General features: G+C 68.2%; 17 protein-coding genes. 9 read left to right on the top strand and 8 right to left on the bottom strand.

The window, feature by feature from the left end:
* Positions 1-29: 29 nt before the first annotated feature.
* The gene (locus BJY18_RS15885; protein WP_184780717.1) at positions 30-1,040 is read right to left on the bottom strand and encodes an NADPH:quinone reductase; all 1,011 of its coding nucleotides are present in this window, start codon (positions 1,038-1,040) and stop codon (positions 30-32) included.
* A 135-nt stretch (positions 1,041-1,175) separates the two neighbouring features.
* On the opposite strand from BJY18_RS15885, the gene BJY18_RS15880 reads away from it, so the two are divergent.
* The gene (locus tag BJY18_RS15880; RefSeq protein ID WP_184780716.1) at positions 1,176-1,406 is read left to right on the top strand and encodes a hypothetical protein; all 231 of its coding nucleotides are present in this window, start codon (positions 1,176-1,178) and stop codon (positions 1,404-1,406) included.
* Between the two features lie 63 nt (positions 1,407-1,469).
* Here BJY18_RS15880 and BJY18_RS15875 read toward each other — a convergent pair whose 3' ends face one another.
* The 6 genes from BJY18_RS15875 to BJY18_RS15850 all read right to left on the bottom strand — a co-directional run bounded on the left by BJY18_RS15875 (position 1,470) and on the right by BJY18_RS15850 (position 8,718).
* Positions 1,470-1,835 carry a RidA family protein gene (locus tag BJY18_RS15875; protein ID WP_184780715.1) on the bottom strand — a complete coding sequence of 122 codons (366 nt, stop codon included), beginning with the start codon at positions 1,833-1,835 and terminating at the stop codon, positions 1,470-1,472.
* Positions 1,836-1,977: 142 nt separating this feature from the next.
* Complete coding sequence (locus BJY18_RS15870; RefSeq protein ID WP_184780714.1) at positions 1,978-3,216, bottom strand: NAD(P)/FAD-dependent oxidoreductase; 1,239 nt, start codon at positions 3,214-3,216, stop codon at positions 1,978-1,980.
* Between the two features lie 71 nt (positions 3,217-3,287).
* Positions 3,288-4,277 (bottom strand): dipeptidase, encoded by a 990-nt coding sequence (locus tag BJY18_RS15865; protein ID WP_184780713.1) that lies wholly within the window; start codon positions 4,275-4,277, stop codon positions 3,288-3,290.
* Positions 4,277-5,722, bottom strand: coding sequence for an amidohydrolase family protein (locus BJY18_RS15860; protein WP_184780712.1), 1,446 nt, complete (start codon positions 5,720-5,722; stop codon positions 4,277-4,279). Before BJY18_RS15860 ends, BJY18_RS15865 begins: the two co-directional genes overlap by 1 nt.
* 72 nt (positions 5,723-5,794) lie before the next feature.
* Positions 5,795-7,210 carry an MFS transporter gene (locus tag BJY18_RS15855; protein WP_184780711.1) on the bottom strand — a complete coding sequence of 472 codons (1,416 nt, stop codon included), beginning with the start codon at positions 7,208-7,210 and terminating at the stop codon, positions 5,795-5,797.
* Positions 7,211-7,305: 95 nt separating this feature from the next.
* Complete coding sequence (locus BJY18_RS15850) at positions 7,306-8,718, bottom strand: serine hydrolase domain-containing protein (protein WP_184780710.1); 1,413 nt, start codon at positions 8,716-8,718, stop codon at positions 7,306-7,308.
* Positions 8,719-9,127: 409 nt separating this feature from the next.
* Between BJY18_RS15850 and BJY18_RS15845 the strand changes: the two genes are divergently transcribed.
* A complete protein-coding gene (locus tag BJY18_RS15845) occupies positions 9,128-9,730 on the top strand; it encodes an XRE family transcriptional regulator (RefSeq protein ID WP_184780709.1) in 603 nt (200 codons plus the stop codon).
* Positions 9,731-9,747: 17 nt separating this feature from the next.
* Here the strand turns inward: BJY18_RS15845 and BJY18_RS15840 are convergent, their stop codons facing one another.
* Complete coding sequence (locus BJY18_RS15840) at positions 9,748-10,320, bottom strand: TetR/AcrR family transcriptional regulator (protein ID WP_184780708.1); 573 nt, start codon at positions 10,318-10,320, stop codon at positions 9,748-9,750.
* A 249-nt stretch (positions 10,321-10,569) separates the two neighbouring features.
* On the opposite strand from BJY18_RS15840, the gene BJY18_RS15835 reads away from it, so the two are divergent.
* From BJY18_RS15835 to BJY18_RS15810, 7 genes are all read left to right on the top strand, one after another.
* Positions 10,570-10,875 carry a transposase gene (locus BJY18_RS15835; protein ID WP_184780707.1) on the top strand — a complete coding sequence of 102 codons (306 nt, stop codon included), beginning with the start codon at positions 10,570-10,572 and terminating at the stop codon, positions 10,873-10,875.
* A gap of 11 nt (positions 10,876-10,886) precedes the next feature.
* Positions 10,887-11,765, top strand: coding sequence for an IS3 family transposase (locus tag BJY18_RS15830; protein ID WP_184776787.1), 879 nt, complete (start codon positions 10,887-10,889; stop codon positions 11,763-11,765).
* A 74-nt stretch (positions 11,766-11,839) separates the two neighbouring features.
* On the top strand, positions 11,840-12,163 hold the full coding sequence (locus BJY18_RS36920; protein WP_246458882.1) for an alpha/beta hydrolase: 324 nt from the start codon (positions 11,840-11,842) through the stop codon (positions 12,161-12,163).
* On the top strand, positions 12,160-12,405 hold the full coding sequence (locus BJY18_RS36915; protein ID WP_246458881.1) for a hypothetical protein: 246 nt from the start codon (positions 12,160-12,162) through the stop codon (positions 12,403-12,405). The genes BJY18_RS36920 and BJY18_RS36915 overlap by 4 nt, the downstream gene beginning before the upstream one ends.
* A 425-nt stretch (positions 12,406-12,830) precedes the next feature.
* Positions 12,831-13,172: an ArsR/SmtB family transcription factor gene (locus BJY18_RS15820; protein WP_184780706.1), complete on the top strand. Its 342-nt coding sequence runs from the start codon at positions 12,831-12,833 to the stop codon at positions 13,170-13,172.
* A gap of 3 nt (positions 13,173-13,175) precedes the next feature.
* Positions 13,176-13,670, top strand: a complete 495-nt coding sequence (locus BJY18_RS15815) for an SRPBCC family protein (RefSeq protein ID WP_184780705.1) — start codon at positions 13,176-13,178, stop codon at positions 13,668-13,670.
* A complete protein-coding gene (locus tag BJY18_RS15810; RefSeq protein ID WP_184780704.1) occupies positions 13,670-14,290 on the top strand; it encodes a dihydrofolate reductase family protein in 621 nt (206 codons plus the stop codon). The genes BJY18_RS15815 and BJY18_RS15810 overlap by 1 nt, the downstream gene beginning before the upstream one ends.
* Positions 14,291-14,316: the final 26 nt, after the last annotated feature.

Genomic DNA, 14,316 nt, shown 5'->3' with positions numbered 1-14,316 from the left:
ACCGGCCACTCCGGGTGTGGTGTGGCCGCTCAGCCCAGGTCCAGCAGGACCTTGCCGATCGTCCCCCGTTCGACGGCGTCGTGGGCGTCCGCAGTGTTGGCCAGGTTGTAGTGGTGCAGCGGAAGTCCGGCCGCTTCTCCCACCCGTAGAGCGTCGTCGGCGAGGGCGGCGGTGAGGTCTTCGACGGCGGCCTGCACCAGTGCTTCGTCCAAGGTGTACAGCACGGCGAACGCGAAGCGCAGGTTCTTGCCCATCGCCGCCTGCGCCGGCAGCATCACCTCGTTGCCACCGTTTTCGGCGTAGATCGCGACCGTGCCGTGGTTTCCGGCCACCGCCAGATCGAGCGCGATGTTGGCAGCCGGGGCGACCTCGGCGATCAGGTCGACCCCGGCCGGTGCGGCGGCCAGGATCTCGGCCGCGGGATCGCCCTCGCGGTAGTTCACCACGTGGTGCGCCCCGGCAGCTCGCGCCAGTGCGGCCTTCTCCGCGGAACTGACGGTGGTGATGACGGTCGCCCCGGCCCAGCGGGCCAGCTGGATCGCGGCGTTGCCGACGGCGCCCGCACCGCCGGCGACGAGCACGGTCTGCCCCGCCAGTGCACCGGCCGCGAGCCGGGGCACGGTGCCGGAGGTCAGCGACCGGTGCGCGGTGATGAACGGGACACCCAAGGCGGCTCCCAGGTCGAAGGACGCGCCATCCGGAAGCGGCACAACACGATTCGCCGGTTGCACGGTCAGTTCCGCGGCGGTGCCGTGCACCGGGCCGGTCCCGGCGAGCAGCAGCCATACGCGGTCGCCGGTACCGACGTGGTCGACGCCCGGCCCGACCGCCTCGACGACGCCCGCGCCGTCGTGCCCCGGCCCGACCTCACCGCCGGGCGTGCTCAGCCCTGTTCCCGCACGGTGTTTCCAGTCCGTCGGGTTCACCCCCGAACGAACGACGCGCACCACCACCTCGCCTGGACCCGCGGTGGGCTCGGGCCGTTCGACAAGCCGCAGAACGGAGGACGGGCCGGTCTCGGAATAAACGATCGCTCGCATATTCCGAACATAGCAGCGCCGGGACCGCTTTCCCCGTCGTTCCCCAGTGCTGTTTCATCCTGGCGAATGAGGCGGACACGCCGCACAACCGCATGCCATGATGACGATCGTGAACGTCGACTGGAGGGAATATCGATGAAACGCGTTCTGACAACGGCAGCGGTGGCTTCGGCCGCGTTCGGCATGCTGCTGGCCGGCGCGGGAACAGCGTCCGCACAGGACCCGTACGCCAAGTACTCCTCGGAATCCGCCTGCCGGACCGCGGGGTTGCAGTACGTGAAGTCCGGTAAGGCGAGCCGGTACGACTGCACCGGCCCGCACTCCGGCAGCGCGGCCGGCCAGAAGTGGTGGCTCTACCTGATCTGAGCACATCTCGAACCCGTGCCGCGGCCCATCACGATGGGCCGCGGCACCTTCGGTTCTGCTGGCTCAGGGAGTGTCGTCGAGCCACGCGACGACGTCGAGTTCGACGCGAAAGGGCGGGACCAGCTGCGCGCCGATCGTCGTGCGGGCGGGACGCAGCTCGGGGAACTCCTCGGTCCAGACCTCGTTGTAGCGCGCGAAGTTCCCGAAATCGGTCAGGTAGGCGGTGACTTTGAGGATCTGGTCCGGTTGCGCGCCGGCCTCGGCCAGCACCCGCCGGACGTTCGCGAAGGCCGCGCGAGCCTCGTCCTGGAAGGCGCCGGTCACCGGCCGCCAGCTCTCGTCCACGCCGACCTGGCCCGACAGCAGCAGGAGATTGCCCTGCCGGCGAAACGACGGCGCGGGCGGCGGGGTGATCGCGTCTTGACTCATCGAAACTCTCCTCGTGCGTGGGAAGGAAGCAGCGTCCCCGGACGGGTCGCTGGTTGATCGTTGCGGCGCCGAGCGGGCAACTGAGCATTCGCGCCGAACCGGCAGACGGCGCCGGCCGGAACCGGCGATGCCGTCCCCGGATTCACCCGCGGCGCAGCGGGTCGAACGGGGCCATCCCGGGTGCGCGGGTCCCGTTCATGATCTGCCCGGCCAGCAGTTTCCCGGTGACCGGTCCCAGCGTCACCCCCCACATGCCGTGGCCGCCCGCGACGTGGACGCCGGCGATCTTCGTCGCACCGATCACCGGCAGGCCGTCGGGCGTCAGCGGCCGGGACCCGACCCACGGTTCGCGCACGTCGTCCCAGTCGGCGTCGAGCAGCGGGCGGATCGAGCGCAGGATGGAGTCCAGGCGCCTGCCGTCGAAGGGCGCGTCCCGGTCGGTGATCTCCATGGTGCCGGTGACGCGGACCCGGTCTCCGTACGGGGTGAGCGTCGCACGGGCACCGGGCAGGTAGACCGGGCCGGTGAGCGGTTCGGCGAGCCGGACGCTGCACGAGTAGCCACGCCCGGCCTGCACCGGCACCCGCACCCCCAGCCGTCGTCCCAGCTGCGGCAACCACGCACCTGTCGCGAGCACGACAGCGTCGGCGCGGTGCGGCGGCCCGGCCCAGGTGTCCACCTGCAGCCCGTCCGGACCGAATCCGATCGACTGCACGTGGGCACCCGTGACGATCTCGCCACCTCGCTCCCGCACCGACCCGGCGAGCGCGTCGAGGAACCGGCCCGGCGCGATGAACCGCTGCCCGTCCAGATGCAGCACCTGCGCGACCCGGCCGGAGAACGGAGCTTCGTGCCCCGCCGAGATCCGGTAGGACACCTCCTGCCCGCCGGCGCGGGCGGCGGCGAGTTCGTGCTCCAATCCCGCGGTGTCCTGGCCCGCCGTGAACCCGATCCGGATGCTCCGCTCGTGGACCTCCGCCGGGACACCGCCCTTGGCCAGTTCGTCGAAGGCGCCGAGGCTTTCCACCGCCAGCGGCGCGAGCGCGGCCATTCCCCGCTGCCACCGGGACGCTGTCGCGTTCCGGGCGAAGCCGGCCAGGAACGCCACCGTGGCCGCGGACAGCCGCCGGTCCACCGCGAGCGGCGAACCCGGGGTGAACAGGCTCCGCACGCCCTCGCGCAGCATCGCCGGCTCCGCGAGCGGCGCCACCATGGCCGGTACGAGGTAGCCGGCGTTGCCCCACGACGCGCCCGCCGCCACCCCCGACCGGTCGAGAACCGTGACTTCCGCGCCGTGCTCCTGCAGGAACCACGCACACGAGAGCCCGACCACCCCGGCTCCCACGACGACAACGCGCCGTGGTGAAGATGTTCCGTTCATATCGACTCCTGAAATGGGTTGCCAGCCGGCAATCGGCGGCAGGGGCTGTTCGGGGACCGCGCCTTCGCCGATCAGCGCCACACGTTTTCCGCCACGCGCAGGAAATTCCCGCCCAAGATCCCGTGGACGGCTTCCGGCGCGTACCCGCGGCCGGCCAGGGCGGCCGTGATCGCGGGCAGGCGCTCCGGCTCGATGAACTCCATGCGGTCCCACTGCGCGTAGCTCGACGGGAACAGGTCGGGGTTCTCGGCGAGCTCGGCATCGGCACTGCCGAAGCAGAAGTCCAGGCCCAGTCCCACGTGCTCCCACCCGACCAGCTCGACGGCATGGTCGAGGTGACGGACGAGCGCCTCGGTGCTCGCGTCGTTGTCGCCGAGGAAGATGCCGACGCCGTCGATGCCGACGACGCCACCGGTGGCCGCACACGCCAGCATCTGGTCGTCCCACACGTTGCGCTCGTGATCGTGCACCGCACGCGCCGCCGTGTGGGAGAGCACGACCGGCGCGGACGACGCCGCGAAGACGTCCATCGACGTGCGGTAGGAACAGTGCGCGGCGTCGACCACCATTCCCACCCGGTTCATCTCGGCCACCACCTCCCGGCCGAACTCCGTCACGCCACCATCGGTCTCGTCGTGGCAGCCCGAACCGGCGGCGTTGCGCTGGTTGTAGGTCAGCAGCATGGTGCGCACACCGAGGTCGTAGTAGGTCTGGACCAGGTCGACGCTGCCACCCAACGGGCGGGTGTCTTCCAGGTCGAACGCGACCGCGAGCCGTCCGGTGGCCTTCGCCGTGCGCACGTCCTCGGTCGTACGCGCCAGGACGTAGCGGTCGGGCTCGGCGAGCAGCTGACGCCGGAATCCCGACAGCACCCGGATGGTGTCCGCGATGTCGTGCGGCGCGTAGCCGGCGTTCACCGACACGAACGACGCCCCCGACTCGGCGTACCGCCACAGCTCGTCGACGTCGGTGTCCGGGTCGAGCGGAAGACAGCAGTGCTGCTCCCACACCAGCGCCTGCGCGTGGAGCGTGGCGGAGTCCGGCTGGGTCGTTCGCGTCATCAGTGATGTCCGTTCATACAGGAGGGGCAGCCCGGCAGGCGTTCGCCGTGATGGAGGAATTCCTTGTAGTGGGCCTCTTCCTCCAGCGCGGGAGGAAGGTCCGCGGTCAACAGCGCCTGTTCCGGCAGCGCGTCGAGATCCACCACGGCGCCGTCCTTGATCACGGCGTGGATGCTTTGGTAGTTCTTCGCGCTCTGCAACGGATCCTCGTCGAGCACGACCATGTCGGCGACCTTGCCGGCCTCGAGTGTCCCGAGGTCGTCGTCGACCTGGTAGGCCTCGGCGATGTTGCGGGTCGCCGCGTGCAGCAACGCCATCGGCGACATGCCCTTCTCCTCCATGGCCCTGAGCCAGACGAAGTGACCCGTCGCCAGGCGACCCAGACCCTCGTCCTCGGGCAGTCCGTTCCAGGTCCCCTTGATCATCGGCTCTTTCATGACTTCCGGCGCGAGGATGCCGCCGTCATTGGCGAGGAGAATGGTCGCGCCGGAGCTGATGAGATTGCGGACGTTGGTGTCCGAGGCCTTCCATATCGTCCACTCGTAGTCCGAAATGGACTCCTTCAGGATGTTCAGGCCGTTGTCGGTCAACGGAAAGACGACGGCGCCGCAGTTTCCCTGCGCGAAGAGCTCGAGGGTTTCGCGGGGGATCTCGGTGGGTCCCGTCATGTTGCAGTGCTGGATCAGGTCGCAGCCGGCCTCGATCGCCATCCGCAAGCCCTCGACCGATTGCGCGTGGGCCTGCGCGGTCACGCCGGCACGATGCGCTTCCTCGACGATGACGCGCTGCGTGCGCTCGGAGAATTGGATGAAGGCGCCTGCCGAGGAGCCACCGTGCTCGTTCGAAGCGTATTTGACGAAGTCGATCCCGCGCCCGAGGTACGTGCGAACCTCTTCGCCGACTGCTTCGGGGGTCAGCCACATCAGATGCCGGCCGGTGTTCTCGACCCACGTCGCATTCACCCGGTCCACGAAATGAGTGCTGCCCACACCGGGAATGCGCTTGTTGAAGTCGTCGGAGAACGGGCCCTCGAATCCGATGATGTTACCGGCGCAACGGATACGACTGCCCGGGACCAGCCCCCGGTCGATCCGGTCACGGACCGCCATGAGCGGACCTCGCGGCCCCCAGGTGTCGAAGACTGTCGTCATGCCGCTCTTCAGAGCGACCTGGGCGGCCTCGGTGATCAGCTCCTCGTAGCGCCCCTCGTACCGGATCAGCGTCTCGAGCAGGGCGCTGACCAGCAGATGCACATTGGCGTTCAGCAGCCCGGGAATGATGAACTTCCCGCTGAAGTCGATGGTTTCGGTGTCCGCCGGAATCGACAGGTCAGCCGCGCGACCGATGGCCACGATGCGGCCGTTCTCGGTCAGGATCGCTCGATCGCTGACACCCTCTTCGGAAACGCCGTCGATGACGGTCGCACCGGTCAACAGCAGTGCCATTTCCTTCCTTCCTGATCGACTGCATCCGGTCGCCCGGACGCAGTACGTCGAATAGTCACTTGCCAGTCATTCTCAGCTCGTCACCGCGGCGCCGGCCAGACGGCGGGGGAGAGCCAGGCTGGTGGCGATCGCCCCGAGGCCGACCACCGTCGATATCCAGAAGATCGCGCCGAAGGACGACCACGTGGGCAACGGTGTCCCCTCGATGAGACCGCCGGCCAGGACACTGCCCGACACCTGCGCCCCCAGCGTCCCGCCGACCTGGCGCAGGACCAGGAGGAAGCCGCTCGCGCTGGCCAGCCGCTCCACGGGCACCGAGGACGACACGATGTTCATCGCCTGGGTCAGCCCGATGCCGATGCCGAGCCCGGCCAGTCCCGAGGCGAGCGCGAGCACCGCTGCGTCGTGCCGGGCCAGGAACAGGATCGCCGAGGAGGCCACCACCGGAAGGCAGGACAGGATCATCAACGTCTTGCTCCCGAAGATCCGCTCCAGCCGGCCGGTCAGTGCCGCCGAGACGGCGCCGAGCACTCCCAGTGGCAGCAGCAGCAATCCGGCCGTGGTCGGTGTCCCGCCGAGTCCGTATCCGACGGACGGGGGCGCCGCCACGATGGTCGGGAGCGCGACGTAGACCGCGTAGGTCGCCCAGCCGACGGCGAAGGCGACCACGCAGGTGATGATCACCGCTTTGCCACCGGCGCGAAGATCGACCAGTGGTTGCTCCATTTTCAGCTCTGCCGTCGTGAACGCGGCCAGCAGCACCACGCCCAGCGCGGCGAGCAGGAGGAACTGCGCCGACGACCATCCCCATGCCGGAGCCTCGGTGAGAGCGATCAGCACCGCGAACAACCCGGCGCTGAGCAGGACCGCGCCCACCCAGTCGATCCTGCCCTCGCCGCCGGCCGGGGTGGCGGGGAACACCGGCACGGCCACGATCCCGAGGAGCACCAGCGCGGCCAGCGGGAGCCAGTAGAGCCAATGGTAGGACAGCACCGTCAGCAGCGGGCCGGACAACAGCAGCCCGGCGACCGAGCCCAGCGCGGACATGCCGATGAGCAGGCCGGTACTGGTCTTGGCCTTCTCGGCGGATTGCGTCTCCCGCACCAGGCCGATCGCCAGCGGGGCGAAACCGAGCCCGGCGCCCTGGAGGACCTGACCGATCGCGAGCGGGACGATCGAGGTGGCGAGGGCGCTGAGCAGCACGCCGGCCACGACCACTCCCCACACGACGAAGAAGACCGTCTTCTTGTTGTGGAGTTCGGCCAGTCGTCCGATCAGCGGCGTACTGACCGCGCCGGACAGCAGCAGCCCGGTGAAGACCCAGGTGATCGAAGCGGTCGAAGCGCCCACGCCGGCTTGGATCAGGGGCAGCGCCGGCACGAGCATCGATTCGAGCAGGTTGAGGACGAGGATGACGGTGCCGAGGATCGCCGTGGCGAGAGCCCCGGTTCTCGGGTGCGTTTCGGTGGTGAGCGGGGGTGTCGACATTGACAGCCTCCTCCAGGAGAGCGCGAACGTGGTGGGGTGGCGGATCCGTTCCGGTCAGGCCGTTCTCCGAGCGGAGGGGCGGGTTCGGTCGTCGATCAGCTGGTCTTGGGTATGAAGCGGAGTCCGGTGTGGATGCCGCGTGGTCGTCCGGGCGCCGGAGGGAGGTCGGCGAGGATGCTGAACCGGCCGTAGAAACCGGCGGTGGTGCGCGGGTCGGAGTCCTCGGGCAGGAAGAGGCCGGGGGCGGCCGGCACGTAGGTGACGGTGGACGAGCCGGACGTCCCGTAGCCGTCCAAAGTGCGCTCCAGCTCCTCGTCGTGGAACGGGAAAGCCGTCCGCACGAGCAGGGTGCCGTCGTGGACGCTGATGTTCTTGTCGACGTGGAAGGCGGTGTACCCGCCGGCCATGGAGGGGTCGGCGTCTGCCGGGTCTCCGCCGAACGGCGCGGTCGCCTGCTGCCCGGTGAGGTGCTCGAGCACGGCGGTGTGCAGCTTGTCGTTCAGCAAAGCGTTGGGGCCGCTGACAAAGCTGACGATGACGGCGTCGTGTTCGGGCACGATGCAGAAGCTCGACGCGCCCCCCGGCGAACCGCCACCGTGCCAGGCCGCCGTCGTCCCGGCGATCGGAGTCAGCCACCAGCCGAGGCCCATCGACGGCACCGAGGGGAGTCCGAGGTCGAAGGTCGGGGTCAGCATCGCCGCCGCGAGCTCCTGCGACAGCACCCGCCCGCCGTCCGGCGCGAGGCCACCGGCCAGGTGCATCCGGCCGAAGGCCATCATGTCGGCGACCGTCACGATCGGTGTCCCGCCGGCTCCGGCGGCGGACTCGGGCAGGCTGAACAGCGACGTCGCCCGCAGCTTCCCCGGCTCGTCGGAGGCGTGCGCGCCGATCGCGGTGCGGCGTAAGAACGCCTGGGTCTGGACCGCGGTCGCGTCACGCATGCCGCACGGCTCGAAGAGCTCGGTCTGGATCGCCCTCTCGAACGGAAGCCCGGTCTGCTCCTCGAGGATCCGCGCGGCGAGCACGAATCCGGGGTTGGAGTAGTGAATGCCTGTGCCAGGCTCGAACAGGCAGCCGAAGTCGGGCAGCTGGTCGACGTAGGATCGCGTCGCGTCGCGGCCCCGTACGGCGGCGGGCATCAGGTCATCGGCGTCGATGCCGTTGGTGTGGTTGATCAGCATCCGCACCGTGATGGCCTCGGCCGCATCGGTATCGGCGAGGGTGAACTCGGGAAGGTACCGGCGCGCCGGCGCGTCGAGGTCGACGGTGCCGGCATCCACCAGCCGCAGCAGGGCGGTCGCCGTCAGCACCTTGGTGACCGAGCCGAGCAGCCATCCGGTGTCCGTCGTGAACTCCTGGCCGGTGTTGAGGTTCGCACTGCCGTGGGCGAGCGAGAACTGATCGCCGCCCACCGCGACGCCGACCACTGCCCCGGCGACCCCGGTCGCCGCGGACTGGGCGTCGAGGACTTCGGTGAGATGCGCGCGCAGCGAGTCCAGGTCGACCATGGTCACTTCCTTGGGTCGGGGAGAGCGGACGAGGAGCGCGGGCCATCACTCGGAGCGCACAGCGCGGGTGCGCGCCGGGCAGCATTGCCACCCACGGTGACTGGTCGCGCACTGAATGGCATAGCGTTCCTGGTGGTTCATAGTTATCGTTGATATTTCTTCATTGTGTTGACTATGCCTCGGCTCGTCAAGTCCCTCCCCGCGCGCGTCAGAAGGCCATGGACGGCGAGGCCACGCAGTGGATCACCACTTCGGCGATCTCCGGTCCACCGGAGCGTTCGTGCGCCCGTGTACTGCTGGATTTCGCCTCGCCTGTAAGGAAACTGCGGATATGAGGACCGCAGGGCGTGGCCGGCTCGCTGCTACCATGGCCGAGGCCGTCATCGATCGAGTCGGAGTGTTGAGTCCCATGGCGCGCAAGATCGAAGAGGAACTCGCCGCGGCCCCTCCCGGCCCTCCCGGCGAGGAACGGCAGCAACGCCTCGGGGAGCGGCTTCGCCGGCTGCGTCATCTTCGCAAACTGACGATCGAGCAGGTGGCCGGCGAGGTCGGCCTGTCCATGTCCTTTCTCAGCATGCTCGAACGCGGGCAGGCGGACATTTCGCTCTCGCGATTCTCCCGGCTGGCGGATTTCTACAAGATCAGCGCGAGCGAACTGCTCGTCGAGGACGAGACCACTGCCGGCCCCGCCATCGTCGCCCCCGAGAGCTTGCAGCAGATCGACCGCGGCGCGGGAGTGACCTACCGGCTCCTGAAAAGCGACTACTCCGGTGCGCAGGCCGTGCTCGTCACGTTCGAGCCGGGTGCGTCATTCAGCGAGGTCCTGGCCCACAAGGGCCGCGACTTCGGATGGGTGATCTCCGGCGAGCTGGTCCTGCTCTACAGCGACCGGGAGTACCTCCTCGAGGAACGGCAGTTCGTGGAGTACGACGCCAGCAAGCCGCATGCGCTCCGCAATGACGGTGACCGGCCCGCGGAAATGATCGCGTTCATGAATTCCCCTTACTGGTAGCCGTATCCGCCGGGGAATCAAGGGTGGGGCTTGCTCATGCGCAGGACGAAGGCGACCGCGTCCTCCGGGTGGGTGCCTGGATTCAGGACTTCCCGCAGGAGCAGGCCGCGGATGGCGGCGATCGTGACGGTCGCCAGAGTCAGCGCTTCCTCGGCGCCGGCGCCTTCGCGTTCCGCGAGCGAGGCCAGCATCGTCGTCAGGTCGTCGAGGGAGTCGATGAATTCACCGAAATCTTCCGGGCGGTACGCGGCCAGCCCGGCGACGTGGAAGAAGCCGCGGGAACGGGAGAGCTGCTTCGGGCGGGTGTAGGTCCGCCAGATCGCCACGACGAAATCGTCGAAGGTGCCCTGCCGGGCGGTCTTGAACAGCACCGCGTTGTCACGGGATCGGTGTGCCTTGAGCATGGCTGCCAGAACGCCCGAGTGTGACCCGAAGTGGTACCGCAGGAGGGCGTGACTGGTCTGGGCCCGGGCGGCGACCTCGCGCAGCGACACCTCCGGCGGGGGCAGATCCTCGCCGAACGCGTCGAGAAGCCGAGCCAGGAGACGCTCGCGCGCGTCAGCCTTGCGTTCCGAGCTTGACACGATCACTCCCACAGTTTATCCATTGGAAAAGAATGACTGACGGCGCCCTGGCGCTTCGCCCATCGTCGCGGTCGGCCCGCACCAGTGGAGGACGTCCGATGAGTGCCATGTGGCAGGGTTGCCTTGCCGATACCGACTACTTCGAGATGCGTTCCAGCGGCGGGTCTGAGTACGGCATCTGGGTCACCATGAGGTTCCCCCGCTTTCACGGAGAGCTCCAAGCCATGGTCCGATAGGGCCGGAAGGAGGACATCAGTGGCGGCACCGAAGAAGTACTCCGACGAGTTGCGGGCCCGGGCGGTCCGGCTGTACCGGGAGTCTGACCCGAAGCCGGTGATCCGGAAGCTGGCCGAGCAGCTCGGCGTGCATCACGAGGCGTTGCGGAACTGGATTCGCCAGGACGAGGCCGATTGTGGTGAGCGAGCCGACCGGCCGACCAGTGAGATGGTCGAGGAGAACAAGCAGCTGCGCAAGCGGGTCGCGGACCTGGAGCGGGTCAACGCCGTGCTGCGTGATGCGAGCGCGTATTTCGCCTCCGAGATCGGCCCGACCCGGAGGTGATGATGCGGTTCGTGCGTGAGCATCCGCAGCACCCGGTCGATCTCGTATTGCGGGTTTTGGGTATCGCGTCCTCGACCTTCTACGGATGGCTCAAGCAGGCGAAACAGCCCTCGGCGCGGCGGGTAGCCGACGATGGTCTGGTGGCTGAGATCGTCGATATTCACACCTGCTCGGGCGGTACCTATGGCTCGCCGCGGGTGCACGCGATGTTGCGCCGCCGAGGCATCCAGGTGGGTCGTAAACGTGTCGAGCGGCTGATGCGGCGTGCCGGGTTGCAAGGCGCGTTCCTGCGCAAGAAGTGGCGAACCGGGTCTACTCGGCAGGATCCGCGGGCCACGCCGGCGCCGGACCTGGTCAACCGGGACTTCACCGCGGTCGAGCCGAACCGGTTGTGGGTAGCTGACGCTACCCGGATTGTGACTGGTCAGGGCGTGTTGTGGCTCGCTGCGGTCCGCGATGCGTTCTCCAACCGGATCGTGGGCTGGAAGTGCTCGGATCGCTGCGACACCGAGCTGGTGCTGGGCGCGTTGGAGTATGCGGTGTGGTCGCGGCAGGTCCGGGAAGGCCAGCTGATCCATCATTCGGACAGGGGATCGACCTACACGGCGTTTCGGTTCTCGAACCGGTTGGCGGACAACGGGATCGTACAATCGATGGGCTCGGTCGGTGACAGTTACGACAATGCGTTGATGGAGAACTTCTTCTCCACGCTCAAGACCGAGCTGGTCTACCGGAACAGTTGGCGGACAAGGGAAGAAGCCGAGAACGCCCTGTTCGCCTACATTGATGGCTGGTACAACACCCAGCGGATCCAGAAGAAGCTGGACTGGCACTCGCCCACCGAGTACGAGGCCAGCTACCATCAACCGGCCCCCGCCGGAACCAGATAATCCGCTCTCCGGCCAAGCGGGGGAACCTCACCACGCCACCAGGCTACGACCGCGCCACGACGCGAGTGCCTGCTGTGTATGTGCTCGACGGTAACTGGGCCGTGGGTATGACAGCTCCGCTGATCGTCAGTCAGGCCGACCCCATGCACAAGATTGAGCCGTACCTGCAAGTCAGCGTCGGCTACGCGGGCGAGGAGGCGCAGCACTGGGCGCGGCTGCGCAATCGAGATCTCGTTCCTCCCGGCGAGCCCGTCGCCAAGAAGTTCCTTGATGCGGTGGAGACGGGAGTTCAGGCGGGCAGGATGACGCGGGCAACGCGTTCTTCGAAAGCATCGGCGCGGGCAGTCCTGGTATTGCCAGCGAAGACAGCCAGGTCTTCGCTCAGCTCAAGGAGATGAGTGACAACGCCACCAAACTTCACGTCACGTTCAACGACCGAGAGCTTCTCGGAGACCTGGGCATCTACCAGAACACCGCCACAAACACCGCCGCCATCCTGCACGGCCTCACCTCTCGCGGCGCAGCCGTCACCAGTGCGATCCTGAACGAAACACACCTGACCGGCCTGCAGGCCTCCTTCCTCAGCTACCTCCGAACCTGCCGAGCCTGGGATCGTCCAGTTCGGTGTGGTGCCGAGTGAGGGTGCGGGCGAGTTCGACGGCCAGCAGCAGCCCGTGTTGCGGTCGGCCGCGGTGAAGCTCCCGTGCCGGCGGCGGTAGACGTTCAGTGCGCCGGAGTCCCACCACGAGATGGCAGCCGTCGCTGCGCTCGGTGACCTCGGCGGCCACATCACGCGGTACCTGTGCGCCCTGCGTTGACAGCGTCCGGACAGGGAGACCAGATGTGCCTGCCGTGCCGAGACGGACTCGGCCTCCGTGCGTGCCGGCACCATGGGCGGCCCCCGATTGTCGTGTGCAGTGGCCCGGCTTCGCCGCACCACCCCCCCGGCCGGCCGAGTGGGCACCGGCAGCGGTCCTTGGTGTTCCACGCGGTCACAGCGTGATCGGTTCCGTAGCCGAGCGGATCGCAGTTGACGTATGCCGATATGGGAATATGATGACCGTCATGGCACGAGCAGCGACCACGTCGGACGTCTTCAACGCGATCGCCGAGCCGCGGCGGCGGGAGATTCTGGTGCTGCTGCGGGCAGGCGAGCGGCCGGTGACCGAGGTGGCCGGCGAGCTCGGGATGTCCCAGCCGGGCGCGTCCAAGCACCTGCGGGTGCTGCGGGATGTCGGGCTGGTGCGGGACCGCAAGGCAGGCAAGCAGCGCCTGTACGGCATCGACGCCCGCGGGCTGCGTCCGGTTCACGAGTGGACCGGTGGGTTCGAGCGGTTCTGGAACGAGAGCTTCGACCGGTTGGACGCGTACGTGCAGGACCTCAAGCAGGCAAGGCAGGAGGACTAGGTGATGGGCACGACAGGACCGGGAGCGCCGACGGCCGACCGCGAGATCGTCCTTTCCCGGGTGATCGAGGCCCCGCGAGAGCTGGTGTTCGAGGCGTTCACCGAGGTGCGGCACCTCTCGCGGTGGTGGGGGCCGGACGGATTCACCACCACGACGCGGGCGTTCGAGTTCCGTGTCGGCGGGGAGTGGGACTTCGCGATGCGGGGACCGGACGGGACGGACTATCCCGAGTGGATCCGTTGGACCGAGATCGTCCCGCCGGAGCGGATCTCGTTGCTGCACGGTGAATTCCGCGACGACCCGAACGCCTTCGAGTCGGTGCTGACGTTCGCGCTGCACGGCGCGGCGACCCGGATCGAGATGCGCACGGTGTTCCCCACCGCGGAACTGCGTGACGAGGCGGTCGAGAAGTACCACGCGGTCGAGGGCGGCCAGCAGACCCTGGGCAACCTGGCTGCTTACGTCACCGAGATCGTTTCGAACGGAGCGCAGGGCTGATGGCCGGCAAGGTGTTCTTCAGCGTGTCGATGTCGCTGGACGGGTTCATCGCACCTGAGTCCATTGAGGACTTGATGGGGCAGCAGTGGATGGAACTGCAGCAGTGGATCTTCCCGCAGCGGTTCTTCCGGGAGAACGGCAGGCTGGGCGAGGGCGGGGAGGAGGGCCGCGACAACGACATCGTGCGGGAGCTGTTCGAGCGCACCGGCGCGAGTGTGATGGGCAAGCGCATGTTCGACGCCGGCGCGCAGGCGTGGCCGGAGGATGCGCCGTTCCACACGCAGGTTTTCGTGGTGACGCACGAGAAGCGTGACTCCTGGGAGCGTCCCGGTGGGACCACGTTCCATTTCGTGAACGACGGCATCGAGACCGCGCTCGAGCAGGCCCGCGAGGCAGCGGGCGACCGGGACGTCCGCGTCGCGGGCGGAGGCGCGACGATCCTGCAGTACGTGAATGCCGGCCTGATCGACGAGTTCTCGATCGCGCTGTCACCCGTGCTGTTCGGCACCGGAATCCGCCTGTTCGAAGGCATCGACGCGAGCCGCGTGGCCCTGGAGCCGGTCCGGACGGAGCTTTCCCCGAGGGTGACGCACCTGACCTACACAGTCCGGAAGCGATAGCCACAGCCCGTCCGTCTCGCTGAAAA

This window comes from Amycolatopsis jiangsuensis (assembly GCF_014204865.1).
GTDB classification, from domain to species: domain Bacteria; phylum Actinomycetota; class Actinomycetes; order Mycobacteriales; family Pseudonocardiaceae; genus Amycolatopsis; species Amycolatopsis jiangsuensis.
The sequence above is the reverse complement of the archived record's forward strand: the minus strand, read 5'-3'. Positions and strand labels throughout refer to the sequence as shown.